The organism is Marinicella rhabdoformis (assembly GCF_009671245.1).
GTDB classification, from domain to species: domain Bacteria; phylum Pseudomonadota; class Gammaproteobacteria; order Xanthomonadales; family Marinicellaceae; genus Marinicella; species Marinicella rhabdoformis.
The window spans coordinates 59,990-75,361 of sequence record NZ_VTFS01000005.1 but is presented as its reverse complement, the minus strand read 5'-3'; the positions used below and the strand labels follow the sequence as shown (position 1 = coordinate 75,361).

13 protein-coding genes are annotated in these 15,372 nt (G+C 41.3%); 4 read left to right on the top strand and 9 right to left on the bottom strand.

Translation table 11 applies throughout. The annotated features are described in order from the left end of the window. Positions 1-9 precede the first annotated feature (9 nt). The 5 genes from FET73_RS12115 to FET73_RS12095 form a co-directional block, all read right to left on the bottom strand. Positions 10-1,170, bottom strand: coding sequence for an alginate O-acetyltransferase AlgX-related protein (locus FET73_RS12115; protein ID WP_154224229.1), 1,161 nt, complete (start codon positions 1,168-1,170; stop codon positions 10-12). 2 nt (positions 1,171-1,172) lie between these two features. Further along, entirely contained in the window at positions 1,173-2,273 is a 1,101-nt protein-coding gene (locus tag FET73_RS12110; protein ID WP_218944327.1) for an MBOAT family O-acyltransferase, read from the bottom strand. A 358-nt stretch (positions 2,274-2,631) separates the two neighbouring features. Beyond that, positions 2,632-3,666 carry a hypothetical protein gene (locus FET73_RS12105; protein WP_154224227.1) on the bottom strand — a complete coding sequence of 345 codons (1,035 nt, stop codon included), beginning with the start codon at positions 3,664-3,666 and terminating at the stop codon, positions 2,632-2,634. Continuing rightward, entirely contained in the window at positions 3,663-5,114 is a 1,452-nt protein-coding gene (locus tag FET73_RS12100; protein ID WP_154224226.1) for a GMC oxidoreductase, read from the bottom strand. Before FET73_RS12100 ends, FET73_RS12105 begins: the two co-directional genes overlap by 4 nt. Beyond that, positions 5,115-6,950 (bottom strand): LTA synthase family protein, encoded by a 1,836-nt coding sequence (locus tag FET73_RS12095; protein WP_218944326.1) that lies wholly within the window; start codon positions 6,948-6,950, stop codon positions 5,115-5,117. Here FET73_RS12095 and FET73_RS15150 point away from each other — a divergent pair. Further along, positions 6,943-7,149, top strand: coding sequence for a hypothetical protein (locus FET73_RS15150; RefSeq protein WP_218944325.1), 207 nt, complete (start codon positions 6,943-6,945; stop codon positions 7,147-7,149). The genes FET73_RS12095 and FET73_RS15150 overlap by 8 nt on opposite strands. On the opposite strand, the gene FET73_RS12090 is transcribed toward FET73_RS15150, so the two are convergent. The 4 genes from FET73_RS12090 to FET73_RS12075 form a co-directional block, all read right to left on the bottom strand. Next, positions 7,135-7,893 (bottom strand): glycerophosphodiester phosphodiesterase family protein, encoded by a 759-nt coding sequence (locus FET73_RS12090; protein ID WP_154224224.1) that lies wholly within the window; start codon positions 7,891-7,893, stop codon positions 7,135-7,137. The two genes, FET73_RS15150 and FET73_RS12090, sit on opposite strands and share 15 nt — an antisense overlap. Positions 7,894-7,983: 90 nt before the next feature. Continuing rightward, a complete protein-coding gene (locus FET73_RS12085) occupies positions 7,984-8,949 on the bottom strand; it encodes a glycosyltransferase family 2 protein (protein WP_246172741.1) in 966 nt (321 codons plus the stop codon). A gap of 16 nt (positions 8,950-8,965) precedes the next feature. Continuing rightward, the gene (locus FET73_RS12080; RefSeq protein ID WP_154224222.1) at positions 8,966-10,054 is read right to left on the bottom strand and encodes a tRNA-queuosine alpha-mannosyltransferase domain-containing protein; all 1,089 of its coding nucleotides are present in this window, start codon (positions 10,052-10,054) and stop codon (positions 8,966-8,968) included. 10 nt (positions 10,055-10,064) lie between these two features. Continuing rightward, entirely contained in the window at positions 10,065-12,005 is a 1,941-nt protein-coding gene (locus FET73_RS12075) for a serine/threonine-protein kinase (protein ID WP_154224221.1), read from the bottom strand. 204 nt (positions 12,006-12,209) lie between these two features. Here FET73_RS12075 and aspS point away from each other — a divergent pair, with 204 nt between their 5' ends. Genes aspS through FET73_RS12060 form a run of 3 tightly spaced genes read left to right on the top strand, consistent with a single transcriptional unit; the run spans position 12,210 to position 15,351 of the window. Further along, entirely contained in the window at positions 12,210-13,979 is a 1,770-nt protein-coding gene (aspS, locus tag FET73_RS12070; RefSeq protein WP_154224220.1) for an aspartate--tRNA ligase, read from the top strand. 5 nt (positions 13,980-13,984) lie between these two features. After that, entirely contained in the window at positions 13,985-14,602 is a 618-nt protein-coding gene (locus tag FET73_RS12065; RefSeq protein WP_154224219.1) for an alpha/beta hydrolase family protein, read from the top strand. Then, complete coding sequence (locus tag FET73_RS12060; RefSeq protein ID WP_179952265.1) at positions 14,599-15,351, top strand: class I SAM-dependent methyltransferase; 753 nt, start codon at positions 14,599-14,601, stop codon at positions 15,349-15,351. The genes FET73_RS12065 and FET73_RS12060 overlap by 4 nt, the downstream gene beginning before the upstream one ends. The last annotated feature ends 21 nt before the right edge of the window (positions 15,352-15,372 follow it).

Sequence of the window (15,372 nt, the reverse complement as noted above, 5' to 3'; positions counted from 1 at the left end):
GCACTTTATTTATTCAACTTTTGAAAGCATTCTGTTTAGCCTTAATGACTGCCAAATGATGCCGCCATCATGCATAACATAAAGCATGTGGCTTGGTTTTACTTTTTTAACTATCCACTTAATGAATGCTTTTTCCTCGTTTTTTTGAAGGTGATTCAGGTCCACTGACACCACTTCTGAAAAACCAATTGGAAGTTGACGTGTGATTCCTGGCCCAAAGGAGTCAGAAAGTATCAACAATGTAAGTGAATTGTCGGTGTTTCTTTTGTATTGTTGAACAACCCCCCGCTCATAATGTGATTTAAATCCTGTTATACAGTCGGCATTTCTACACCGGGTCATTTTTTCATCTAGGTAGCTGTACTTGGTGGTGGTGTCGAAAAATGCTAAGCCGGCTAGGTGATTGTTGAGGTCTGACTTGATTGGTTCAATGCTTGATGATGGAAACAGGGTTTGTTCGATGTTCCAGTGTTTTAAGATTTTTTGAGCCATTTTGTAAGGTGTTTTTCCATTCCAGTGAAAACGTTTTGGGAGGAATACATCAAATTCAGTTTTCCAGGCCTTAAAAAGAGCCAAAGGATAAATCAGCTGAGAATTATTAAGGTCACTGATAAACTCATCAATCCATGTGGGGTGAGTGTTGTCACACCAATGCCCTTCCATATTGGGTAAAAACTCTGGATATATTTTTGATTTTGTCGGAATAATTGTTATTGCAGTTTCAATGCCTTTAGTTTGATGGTGGTCAATGAAGCGATTGAGGCCAGATTTCATCTTTTTAAGGGTGGCTTCTGTAGGTGTTGTGACGTTACATACAGATTTCAAAATGGCATTCTTATTGTCATTGCCGTGGGAGTTTAAGTACAGGTACCCGTTTTTGCCAATGGAAACCCTTTTGGACGTGGTTTCTTTGTAGAGAAAATAGTTGATGCCGTTGATTCGTTTAATGATTGAATCCTTGAAACCAAAGTGGTCTTTCAAATAAGCCTCGAAATCATTTCTTGCAGATGTCAGTTGATCAAAGTTGAGAGGTAAATCAGGCAGAGAGGCAAGTGCTCTGTTCTCAATTGTAGAATGGCTTTTAGGCTCTTCTGTTAAGTATTTAAGGGCCGGCAATGAAAGTACCAACATAAAAAACAACAGTGACATCATTTGATAAATTGTTTTCATGATCAGAACCTGAAGTAGATAAAAGGGTTATAGCTGCCGCTGGCAACCAGCATCAAAGCATAAATAAAAATGACAGCATAAAACAGCTCTAATATGCCAGAGCACATGACGGTAGTATATGAGTGACCTGTAGCTTTAAACTGTTGAATTTTAGTTTTTAATACAGCGAACACTGGCATTGAAAATACCACCCCTAAGGTGATTGCTGTTATTGTTGAATTTTTAATATAGAGGTCTAAATAGTAGGGATTACTTATGGTTGCTTGTGAAAAGCCAAACATTGCTTGTATAAAGTAAATCAAGTGGTCGATGCTTTCAGCTCTAAAGATAACCCAGCCAAAAAGCACGACCAATAACAGGTAAATATGCCTCAGTGGGCGCCAGCTGGCACTTAAAATATCGCTCAATTTAAGGCGTTCAAGGACTAAAAACACGCCATGGTAGATGCCCCAAATAATAAACGTCCAAGCCGCACCATGCCATAAACCGCAAAGAAAAAACACAGTAAATAAGTTGAAGTAGGTGCGTGTACTAGAGCCGCGATTACCTCCCAAGGGGATGTAAAGGTAGTCTCTAAACCAGCCAGATAAACTTTTGTGCCACCTGCGCCAAAACTCAGTGATTGATTGTGCAATATAAGGGTGCGAAAAATTTTCAGGAAAAGTAAAGCCCATCATTAATCCCAGGCCAATGGCCATGTTCGAATAGCCTGCAAAATCGAAATAGATTTGTAGTGAATAACAGAGGCTACCTAACCAAGCCAAGGCTGTTGTCAATTCAATGGGCGTTAATGAGAAAATTTGATCAGCAGGTAAGGCCACCGTATTGGCAATCAATACTTTCTGAGCCAACCCGATAATGAAGATACGCCAACCTATACTGATTTGATTGAGGTTTACTGCTCTGGTGTGAATTTGTTCTGCAACGGTTTTGAAACGAACGATAGGGCCTGCAATCAATTGTGGAAACATAGAGATGTACAGGCCTAAATTGAACACATTTTTCTCAACCTTGGCATCACCCCTGTATACATCTACCAGATAAGAAATGGCTTGAAAGGTGAAGAATGAAATACCCAAAGGTAAATGAACGGGGTCCGTCAAATGCGCTGCGAATAAACCTGAGAGGAAGTTGAAATACTTGAAGTATGTCAGCAGCAATAGATTGCAGCAAATACCAGCAGCTAATATGAGTTTTTTATTGTTTTTACTCTTATCAATGTTAAGGCCAAAGCCGTAATTCACTACTATAGAGAACAGCATTAAAACGGTATACCCTAGCTCGCCCCAGGCATAAAAAATGAGGCTTGAAATCAACAGAACCGTATTTTTAAATGGGGTGAGAAAATATAACGCCAAAAAAATAGGTAGGAAGTAAAACAAAAATGTAACAGAGCTAAAAACCATGGCTAATATTTACTTCATGAATGTGCAACTGAAAATGAAATCATTGCGTGACTCTTTATTGGTTTTTGACGTTCAAAAAACCAACTTCATAGGTTTCATTGTGCTCAGCACTGAACAATGATACTGGATACTGACCACTTTCTGTTGGTACATATTTTTCTGGAATACTTGAAGTTATGATGTCTTTCCTTACTGTGGTTAAAAAGGTTTGGTTCTGAAATTTTAGCTGTATGTGGTTAGATAAGCTGTTAACTTTAAACCAAAATGCGGCATTACCCGAAGGTTGAGGGTTGAAAATTTCGCCTGCTTGAATGTTTTGAGGTCCCCATTTTTTAACTGAACTGAAAACTTTAGATTTTTTCCCGTCAGGGTATTGATGAAGCTCAAAAGCTGGCAACACCTTAAAAGTACCTATGTGTTCTTTTCGGTGGTTGATTTCATCATAAACAATGATCTCCGAGTCGCCTACTCGGTTGATAAATTCGTCAACATGTTCATAGATGCCGCTTGTGAATCCCTTCTCACCATAAACCAAACGGCTTTTCTTGCCATTTATGTAGAGCTGTAGCCCTTCTGGAATCTCATCAAGCACAAACCATAAGCCACAATGACCATCTGACTGTTCATTGAATTTCACACCTTGGTAGGTTTCTTGTGGCCCCCAAGCAGTGATTGATAAAAAGGGTTCAAATGGAGCATTTTCAAATATTTTCTTGCTTTCTCTGGTGGTTTCTATACCCCTCAACTCTATTGCTGCTGCAATGATTAAGGCTTCGGTGTTACTGAGTTGCCAATTGTTGAATGTTGTTATTTGCTTTAATCTAAAATCATTTTGAATTTTGTTTTTGATTATTTGAATAAACGGTGTCTGGTTGGTTTGTGATTCTGTATAAATTGTATTCAATTGCACCAGGGCACCTGCTTTATTTTTTGATAAATCTTCAAAGCCAGGTGTTAATTCAATTGATGCAATAAACGCATTCAAATCTAAATCAGCATTTGTCTTTAGTAAGTAGTAGCCACTACCCAGAGCGCCAACTAATCCTGTAGAAATCAGGGCTTTTGTTACTATTCGACGGTCATTATTCATTGTAATTCCTTTTGAATGTGTTCACAAAGCCTCAGTGACAGTGCCACGATGGTTAATGTTGGGTTAGAAAATCCAACATTTGAAAAAACAGAATTTCCTGTAACATATAGGCCTTCGCACTGGTGTACTTTACAATTTTGATCAACCACACCGTCATCACTGTTATTGGCCATAATGGTTGTGCCGGCATGGTGCATGCCACCACCAATGGCGGCAATGGTTTCTGAATTAAATTGTTTATGCCAATTGACCCTGCCTAGGTGTCTGCTACCAAGAGCAGTTGTTAGCAAACCAATGATGCGCTCAACAGAGTCAAAGTCGCGCTTATTAAACTGCCAATCAAGCTTGAGTTTAAGCATACCTAATTGGTCCTTCTCATTGGTTAACGTAACCCTACTTTCCTTACAGGGGGACGGTTCGAAGATAAACTGACTGCGGTAATTGCCCATTTTCCCAGGGGTTTGAAACCATGGGTTTTTGCCATATTCTCCAGGTAGGAATTCCGAGTCTTTTGTGCGATTCAATAATACACAGAAATTGTTCAATTTGTGATTGAGAAGTGCTTCTTTAGACATACTCAAAACAGGCATGACTTTTTGAGATTCAAATTGATGTAATTTATATTTCAGTTCAGTAGGTAGCAGCAAATCTATGGGTTGAAACCCAGGGTGGTCCATAAAATAACGGCCTAAATTGTCTGAATGATTACCCACGCCATTTTTAAATGTTTCATTTTTCTGGTTCAGCAAGAAACGTGGGTTCTCGAGGCCACCCATAGCACAAACTGTTAATTTCGCTTTTACAGTCAGGGAATTGCCATTCAATGATTGGGCCTTTACGCCTGTAACTCTGTTGTTTAAAAATAATAAGTTTGTGGCATTCGCGTGTAAAATGGTATTCACATGCTTGGCAGATTTTAAATCTTCAAGGTACTTGCTGCCAAAACGTGTTGGCGGGCTGAAGACAAAAAATTTATTGGTAAAGTCGGTATTTTTCCAATTGATTACACCGTCAGTTAATTGTTTTTTATAGTAACCATTATGTGCAGCATCAAGGTTGGGTATTTCACAGATGTTTGCAGCTTCTGAATAGTATTTATTAACTTCGTTTCTGTCAATTGGCCAGCCAGCACCATCGAAATAAGGCTTGTCCATGAAATCAAAATGATCAAGCTTTCTGGACCAGCCACCCCAATGGTTAGTTGAACCACCGAGGTACCTTAATCGCGATGCTTGAACAGGATAAAATTTATTGCCAATTTCTGCATCATAAAGGTCATGTGTTCCAGGTTTGGGATAGGTCAAGCCGCCGCCTTCAAGCAAGGTTGTTTTAATACCTAACGCTTCAAGTTTTAGGGCCATAGTGATGCCGGCAGCACCTGCGCCAATGATACAAACATCGGATTCTATTTGTTGTTGGCCAATTTCATTGAGGTTTAATAACATCATTTAATCACATAGGTTAATGTTCGAAGCGGGCTGTTGTTTCCAATTATCATTGATTTTACTGTTAATGTGAATTTCATTGTCAGCAGATACGTGTATCAGTAAGCCGTCTCCTTCCAGTTCCTCATCAAAAAATGATTGAAACTGTTCTCTTGTTACTTTATTGTCCTTCCAATAAGTTAGTGCTCTTACGTCTTTTGTGTTGCTTAGCCTTAATAAAAACCAGCCGCTTTCATACTGTCTTTTGGTCATATAAAAACCATTGTAGTGAAAATGGTCGTATAAATTCTGATTGTTCACATTGAGTTCTTTATTTTTTTGATTCAAATTGATTTTAACCTTGGGTTGGCATGACAAGGACATGACTGTGGAGGTCTTGGACATTTTAGTGTGTTTTTGGTTGAGCCATGACAGTAATGCTTTTTTATCGCATTGACTAAGCAGTTCTGGATTTTGCATGCAGTCTACTTTGAGGTTGGTAGTCAATTTGCCTTTGTGCCAATCATGGATTCTAGTTAAATGTTTATGATTGCTGTGTAGTGGGTCGTCAATTGATTGTCCAAATAAAAAGAGTTTATCATTTTCAAAGCCAAGCCAGTCTAATACTGTAGGAGCCAAGTCATAACTGGCCATTTCTTGGTTTTGAGGCACGTGTTTGTGATTAGTTAACCCCACCAATCTTCTGTCATAGGCCGAGTTACCAAACAGAGAATTCATTTTGGGGTTTGGGAAGACGCCATGGTCAGCAACAATCATTAATAAAGTATTGTCTAATAACTCCGACTCTTCTAGGCGGTTTATAAATTTGGTTAGCAAATAATCTGTGCACTGAATCGAAGCCAGAAATGGTTTTGCATTGAGGTCTAAGTGCTGGCATTCAGGATAAGTAAAACCTGGGAGGTGTGTGCCTAAAGTAAGCAGGGAGACATTATAGGGTTGCGGCCCTTTGTTGGACTCGCTGATGACATTAAATGCTTGATTAAATAGTGCGTCATCACCCAGCCCCCAGACATTGTTGTTAAGTTCAATGGGTTGTGTTTTCCAGTAATCTAATCCTTTCAAGTGGCTGTATCCGTGGGCGCTGAGAAATTCACCTTTGCCAGCAAATTCCATTTTGGCGCCACCCAAATAGTGTTGTTGGTAGCCAGCTTCTTTCAAAACATCGCCCAAACACGGCAAGTTCGCCAAAAAGTGTTCAGCTTTCATCATGCTGTCATTACCTTTTTTCATACTAAGCAATGTGCCGCATTGGCTGGATACAATACCTTCAATAGTGACGTATGCAGAGCTTACGTGGGGAATGGGCGAATATTTTTTGCTGAGTTCATTCAGCCCTGGCGTTAATGACTGGTACGGAGGTGTATCTATAAAAAATTGATTAAATGACTCAAGATAAATCAAAATGAGATTTTTTTTGCCTTTATTTGTTTGAATAAGCTGCTTCAAAGGTACATCAGATTGATTGATAAACCCGTGTTTTTTCCAATAAGCTATCTGTTCTGAATTGACCACGAAGGTGTCATCTTGATGGTAGTTATACCAGCCTAATAAAAACCGACCTGTTACTGACTGACTGCATGCGCTCAATGTTATCAGAATTGCCAAAACAGTCAGTGGTTTTGAACTGGCTTTCATTTGTGTTAGCCTGATCATGCCTATGGTTACTGCAGCCATTAAGAGAGCCAATAACAGCAAACCCCAACCATATTTGTCAAACCCGACCCGAAAGGCATCGAAACTGATGTGGTAATAAAACTCATTGGTGAACCCTTGTCCGGTAAAATCAAATGTAACCGCTTCAATGAAGGCCAGAAACAAAGTGAACAAATAAATGAGCATTAAAAATAATTTTAAGGCTATGTTTAAAATATTTTTATTGTTTATTGCAGTCAAGGCTAAACTTAGTCCCACACAAAGCACTAAAGCAAAAGTCATGGATGACCAATCCATTTTGCCGAAAATTTCAATGGTCAAAAGTGGCAAGCTTAAAGCCCCTATGATTTTTATTCGTTTGTTCATATCATTACTTGCTGGGTAAAAAGTCTGTGTAAACCGAACTGATTCCTAGATTCTGGGTGTAATGTTTTGCAACCTTTGGGTCATTGATTGTGTGAACATAAGTGGGTGTGTCCCCTGTTGTTAATGCCCAACCTGCATCTGCTTTAGATTTTGGCATTGTTATGGCAAACAGTTTCATGTGTCTTCTGTCGTCTGCTAATGTTTTGGGGGTTCCATTATAGCTGAACAAGGTCCAAATCATTTTGGAAAATCCTTGGTCTTTAATTTTGTTGTAATGATCTTTTTGGGTGAATTGTGGGATAATTTGATTTAATTTTTTAGGCAATGTGTCAGCAATGAGTTGGTGTCCTTTCTCAATTCGCCCCTTAATGTCAGTGACTATATAGGCCTCTGGGTGTTTTGTTAGCCAATTATTTAATGAAGAGAGGTCGCAAGGTGTCCATTGATAAACTTCTTTTGCTCGTTGATGAAATGAGGTTAATGTTAATGGTTTACCGGATTCAAGTTTAAGCAACCTTTTTGCAGTAGATTTCCAGTCATGTAAACAAACCAAATGATTGTCTGAGGTCCATGATAGATCAAGTTCAAATAATCGAAAACCCCTTTTATAGTTTTCATCTAAGGCTTCCAGTGTGTTGGTGTATCGCTTGTTTTCTAAACCACCCCCAGCATGTGCCACACGATTTATAGGAGGGTGGTTTTTTTTGCAGGCGGCGGTGGTTATCAGTATCAAGGTAATGAGCGTCCAAGTTGCTTTCTTCATGGCATTCTATTCGATTAATTAAAGGCTGATTTTGTGACACAAATACTAACACTTTTTAGCTGTTCACTGTTTTTGTTTATAGACTTTAATTTATTGGTGTTCTTTTGGTGGCTTAAATTCAGCAACCAAATACAAGGGGCGTTGTTTACTTTCGTTGAACATCCGGCCCAAGTATTCGCCGATGATGCCTAGGGCGGTTAATTGAATGCCGCCGAGGAACAAGACCACAGTCATCAATGACGGGTAGCCGGGCACGTCATTTCCAAAGATCAATGTTTTGCCAATAATTACTGCACCATAAATAAAGGCAAAACTGGCCACAGCCATGCCTATCCAAGTGGCAAAGCGCAAAGGCAGGTAAGAAAATGAAGTGATGCCGTCTAAGGCAAACCGCCACAGTTTAGTGTAGTTCCATTTGGTTGTGCCAGCCGCTCTTGGTTCGCGTTCGAATAAAATTTGTTTTTGTTTATAGCCTACCCATGCAAAAAGCCCTTTCATAAAGCGGTTGCGTTCGCGCAGAGTATTGACTGCTGTGTAGGCTTTTTTGTTCATTAAGCGGTAATCGCCGGTGTCTTTGGGGATGTTGATTTTGCTGACCGCATTGATGGTTTTGTAAAACCAGTTGGCAGTGGCTTTTTTGGCCCAAGATTCGCCGTGCCGTTGTTTCCGCGTGGCATAAACCACATCGTAGCCTTCGCGACAGGCATCTATCATTTCTGGAATGAGTTCGGGCGGGTCTTGTAAATCAACATCTATCACCACCACGGCATCGGCTGTCGCGTGATCTAATCCAGCCGTGAGTGCATATTCTTTGCCAAAGTTTCGGCTTAAGGTCAGGTAGCCAAACCGGCTGTCTTCGCGGTTAATTTGTTGCATCAAAGTCAAGCTGTCATCGCTTGAACCATCATCAACAAATATCACTCGCCAGTTCACATTAGATGTGTCCATGATGCCAGTGATTCGTTTTTGAAACATGGGCAGGACTTCTTGTTCATTGAATACTGGGACAATTATATCTAAAGTGTTCATCAGCAGGGCGTTGTGCAAAAGTGCCATTGTAGCAAATGCAGATTCAGTTGTTGATGATTATGTCTTGGTAAAGGGGTTTCAAGTGGGTCCAGTCATAAGCGGATACATCAGGTGATTCAGGTAGCTTGTGTTGCCATTTTTTCAGTCGTTTGGTGATGGATTGAGCTTCAATTACTGGGGAATGCATTTGACTGTCATATAGGTATGCTTTTGGGCAGTAATTTGGGTAAGCTAATCTGGCTGGCAACAATGGCACACAGCCCTGAGCTATGGCTTCCATGACTGCTAATCCTTGAAATTCGTGGTGTGCCGTTGATAAAACAACATTTGATTGTCTTAATATCCTCAAGTAATCAGACCTTTTATCAACATACCCCCAATGTGAAATTTGACCGCTGTGACTTGTTTGGATTTTTTTAAAAGCGTCTGGTGTTTGTCGAAACTGTTGGCCGATGATATTGAATTTGATATTTAAGGATTCTTGTTGACACAATTCCAAGACCTTAAGCAAGGTGTCTGGGCCTTTATCATATTCCCATCGGTGGTTCCAAGTGACTGTCAGCGGTGTGTGTTTATCTTTGCTGGCTTTGTTGTTTTGACCAAAGCAGTCTTCAGTTAAGGGTACTGGAATCACATGACTTTTCTGTCCGAGCTGTTGTGAAAGCTGTCGTGGAAAGCCGTCTGGCACCATCTGTTCAAATTTATTTACACCTGTAAGGAATGTTTCTTGATTGTAAGGTGTGTTGAATATCAGTTGTTTGGCAGCTATGGCTGACTTGATGCTGTTGAGTTGGTAGTGAATGACGTCAGGCTGGGCTTTACTTGCTGGGTAAGCCATTTGATTTTCATGAAAGTAGAGCAAGCTGGGGATCTGTGCCAATTTGGGGAATAAGCCAAAAATACCACATAAATCCGTCATTGAAGTGGCAAAAATCAGGTCATAGCTTTGGTTTAGTGCGTGCTCATGATCGGTTGCGAAGTTGAGTGCGTTGCCACCCATTCGCCAAGAAAAGTGCCGGTCTTTCAGTGCCAATACAGTCCAATGATACTCAGGTATCTGATGAACCAAGTGTTGACGCCAATATCGGTGTGATTTGGCGTCATAGCCAGACAGCAGTAAAATCCTTTTCATCTGTTACTGGTTATTTGATGCCTGCGTCTTTGATGTCTTGGGCCAGGTTGTTAACAAACGCCATCACAGCCTCTTCAGCATTGTCTGTTGCATTCAGTGAAGTGTAGCTGATTTGACTGCCATAACCCATGCCAATGGAGTCGCCGTCTGCCAAATGGTAGCTGTCAACATCCAGCTGTGCATTGACCAAGGTTGATGCACGACCGTAGTATTCTAACTGTTGTTCACCGACAAAATTTACATTGGCAATGATCATGGCATTTCCGCCAAAATCATCTAACTTGCTGCGAATGGCGGCTAAATCAACGCCAGTAGACATGATTTTAGACATTCCGGGAACAAACTGTTCATTCAATACTTTGATGCCAGCACGTTTTAATTCGGCTTCGATAATCTTTTCTACAGGGTTGGCAATCGCAGGGTCACCAAATACCAATACGGCAGTGCCTTTGTTCTTTTTAACTATTGGCTTGGCAATGACTTTGGGTTGAGTTTGGTGTTGAGGCACATTCACAGAAGCGATAGTGGTTTCGTTGATGGTCAGTGCAGATTGGTCTATAGGCGTTGGATCGATTGTTGTTGGACTGCTTTGCTCTTGTGCCACATCTGTTGACAGAGGGGGTGTTGTTGCAGCGTTGTCATCAGAAGTTTGGTTGTATTGGGCTGTTGCTGTGTCAGCAGGTTCAACTGTGGTTGTATCTGGCTGTGCGTTGTCGTTTGCGATGGCAGAAGTAGCAGATCCAGTTTGATCAGCGCTGTTGTAGTCGTTTGCCGCTGGGTTTGAATTACTGGCATTGACAGTATTTTGGTCAGTTGCTGCTGACTCTTTCAATGCCACATCAGACAGGCCAATGTTGGGTTTGTCTTTACCAAACAAGGTCATGGCTTGGTTGTCTTCTTCAGCAAATGGTGACGGGATATAACCCTCATACACACCCACTGCACCAGCGCCAATCACCACGGCACCCAATACCAAACCCCATACCGCTTTGTTACTGCCTCGTTTTACTTTGGTGGTAGTGATGTTGTTTCGATCAAGGGTGGCAGCATTGGGTAATGTGGCTTGCTCAGACACAGGCCTTTTTGTGACGTCTTCTTTGACTGTCATCGATTGTTTTTTAATGTCATCAATGGTCAAGTCTATTGAGCCAGGCCCTAATTGTGCCATCACGTCAGAACAGTGTTGAAAGCGTTCATCTGGATTCTTGGCAATCATTTTTTCTAAAATGTAGCTGGTTTTTTTGTCTACTTTCTTATTGATGGCGCGAATGTCTGGAATATCTGCCTGTACCACTTCTAACATCAAGCCCAAAGGTGAATCATTTTCAAAAGGCACTTTTCCGGCCAACATTTCATAAAAAACAATACCTAAGGCAAAAATGTCAGAACGTGAATCCACGTCAAGACCTGTGCACACTTCAGGAGATAAATAGCCTGGTGTACCAACAAACTCTCCGGTGTTGGTGAGTTTGTCACCATATTCACGGGTTTGTGCAATACCGAAATCAACCACCTTAACTGTTCCGTCTTCACAAATCATCAAATTGGCTGGTTTGATGTCTCTGTGAACCAAGTCAGCAGCGTGAGCCACTGACAAACCTGCACAAGATTGTCGCAATATTTCTTTGGCATGCAAAATATTCAAAGCTTTTTGTCCTTTGAGCAGTTCATCCAAGGACATGCCGTTAATGAATTCCATGGCGAAATAAGGTTGACCTTCTTCTTTACCAATAAAATAGACTTGAATCACATTGGGGTGGTTGATGGCGGCCATGCTTTTGGCTTCGCGAGTAAATCGTTCGATCAGTGCTTCGTCACTGAGTAAATGCTCACCCAATGCTTTAATCGCCACATGGCGGTTTAAAGAAGGCTCCCACGCTTTGTAGACCACGCCCATGCCACCGCGACCTAATTCTGATACGACTTCATAATGTCCAAATTTCTTGCTCATGGTTTTCCCCAAATAAATTGATACTGCCTGATATTTTATTTTATAGGATTGAACCCCTGCTTAACCACTAAAACAGTGAAATGTGACGTACATCTCCATTTATTTGGCTATAAATGCGCTTTTGGTATGGATTAGCTGTTTTCAATTGTGTTGATTCAGGTAAAATTGAGGGCTTTTTTTAACACAGCGAACTGAGATAATACAATGCGTAGCGAATTTTGCGGCCAAGTAACGGAACAATACCTAGATCAACAAGTGGAAGTTTGTGGTTGGGTCGCCAATCGCCGAGACCACGGCGGTGTGATATTTATCGATTTGAGAGACCACAAAGGCTTGTTACAAGTGGTGGTGGAGCCTGACAATGAGGCGGCGTTTAAAATTGCAGATTCTGCTCGTTATGAGTATTGTTTGCGCGTAACGGGTACTGTTCGCAATCGCCCAGCAGGTCAAACCAATGACAATTTGAATACCGGCAAAGTGGAGTTGGTGGTTGATCAATATGAAATTCTCAACCCTTCAAAGCCCTTACCATTCATGTTAGATGAATCGGCAGGTGAAAACATAAGGTTACAATACCGTTATTTGGATTTGCGTCGTGACCAAATGCAACACAACATGCGTTTGCGTTCTAAACTGACACATGCTTTGCGTCATAATTTGTCTCAACAAGATTTTCTGGATATAGAAACACCGATATTGACCAAAGCGACACCAGAAGGCGCGAGGGATTTCTTGGTGCCATCGAGAATGCAACACGGTGGTTTTTATGCCATGCCACAATCACCTCAATTATTTAAACAATTGTTGATGATGTCTGGCATGGACCGCTATTATCAGATTGCCCGCTGTTTCCGTGATGAAGATTTGCGTGCTGACAGACAACCTGAATTTACTCAGTTAGATATAGAAATGGCTTTTGTTGAACAAGAAGATGTTTTGACGATGGCAGAAGATTTGGTTAGAAAGACATTCAAAGAAGTCATGGATGTTGATTTCCCGGCCTTCCCTCGAATGACATTCGCTGAAGCGATGCGTCGATACGGTTCTGATAAGCCTGATTTGCGCAATCCATTAGAATTGGTGGACATTGCAGAACATGTGAAAGACTCTGAGTTTAAAGTGTTCGCAGCACCAGCAAAAGATCCTCAAGGCCGTGTGGCTGTATTGAAAGTACCGAATGGTGCTTCAATGACGCGAAAGCAAATTGATGATTATGAACCGTATGCACGCCGTTTTGGCGCACGTGGATTGGCTTGGATTAAAGTCAATGACAAAGCCTCGGGTCGTGAAGGCTTACAGTCTCCTATTGTGAAATTTTTGTCTGATGATGCTTTGAATGGTATCTTGGATTCAAATGAAGCAAAAGATGGTGATTTGTTGTTCTTCGGTGCCGGTAAATACAGTGATGTGTCTCAATTTATGGGCGCCTTGCGACTGAAAGTGGGTGAAGATTTAGGCCTTGTCGAAGATACATGGCGTCCTATGTGGGTCATCGACTTCCCGATGTTTGAATACAATGAAGATGAAAAACGTTGGGATGCATTGCATCACCCATTCACAGCGCCAGTTGGCTCTGTTGCTGAATTGCAAGACAACCCAGGTGAGGCCATTTCTAAGGGTTATGACATGGTATTAAATGGTGTTGAACTGGGCGGTGGTTCCATTCGTATCCATGATCAAGCGATGCAGTCTGCTGTTTTGGAATTGCTTGGTATTGATGCACAAAAAGCAGAAGATAAATTTGGTTTCTTGTTAGAAGCGCTGCAATATGGTTGCCCGCCGCATGGAGGTATTGCTTTTGGTATTGATCGCATGGCCGCGTTGATGTGTGGTCAGGAATCGATACGTGAAGTCATTGCCTTCCCCAAAACTTCAAGTGGCTCTTGTCCTTTGACCAGCGCACCATCTGAAATTGAGGCCGATCAATTGGCAGAAGTACATGTTCAGGTGATTGAAAAAGAAACGGATGAGTGACGCCAATGAGTGATAATGGCGAAGCCATTGTTTTGGTCCACGGCTTGTGGATGAAACCTTGGACATTCTTTGCTTTTAAACGGTATTTCATGGCAAAAGGCTACCATGTTTACCGCTTTGGTTACAAAACCACCAAGCAAAAGATTAACAAAAGCAGCGATCAATTGGCTGCTTTTGTTAATTCAAGACCACAAGAAGTTGTACATTTACTTGGTCATTCAATGGGCGGTATTTTATCTGTCAGAACAGCTGATAAAATACGTAAAAAGGGCAAAATTGCTTTGTTGGCATCGCCGATAAATGGTTCCCAAGTAGCTAAAAAAATGGCCAAGTCTTCATGGCAAAAACGTTTGTTACATTGGGCTGTAGAGCCATTGACTCACGGTGTTGACAGTGTAAAAACAAGCCGAAGTTGTCAAATGATCATGGGCAATTGGCCTATAGGCATTGGTCGGTTGGTGTGTCATTTTGATGAGCCTTCAGATGGTACGGTAGCGGTTTCAGAAACACGGGCAGATTGGCTGGCTTCACACCATGTGATTAACACCAATCATTTAGGTATATTAAGAAACAAACAAGCCATGGATTTAACATGGCAATTTTTAAGCAAGGGAAACACATGAGTGACTTGATTAACAAAATTTTAGAAAAAAAATGGTTCTACCACTTTCACCTGCCTTCGGGAGAAATCACTGAAAGTTACATGGCAGATGATGCCATGGCGGTTCACAGTACGCGTTTGGCGATGTTGGACAGTGTATTAAATGAAAGATATGATGGCAAATGGGGTGATTCAACAGCTGTTGATTTGGCTTGTCATGAAGGCTACTTCGCTTGTCATTTGGCAGCTAAAGGTGTGAATGTGACAGGTTTAGAAGCGCGTCAAGACCATGTCGATGATGCCAATTTGATAGCCCAAGGTATGCAGTTGAATGATAGATTTCATGCCAAACGTGTTGATGTTCATGATGTGATGCCAGAAAAATATGGTCGTTTTGATATTGTCATGATGTTGGGGTTGATTTACCACTTAGAAAATCCAGTAGGTGCGATCAGAACGGCCTATTCGTTGACCAAAGACGTGTGCTTTATTGAAACCCAAGTGGCCCCCAATTTGTCGGGCCAATTAGACTGGGGCAATTACCAATTCGTGAAACCGATGATGGGTTCATTTGCCGTGATTGATGAAACCTATGAACTGGATGGGCCGGAAATGAGTACGACGGGCATTTGCTTGGCGCCCAGTATCGAGGCGTTGGTATGGATAATGGAAGCAGTTGGTTTCAAAAATGTTTCGGTCATAGAGGCGCCAGAAGGTGCCTATGAACAACACCGATTCAAAAAGCGGGTGATGGCAGTGGGTTATAAATAAAACTCAGCTGCTTTATTTTAC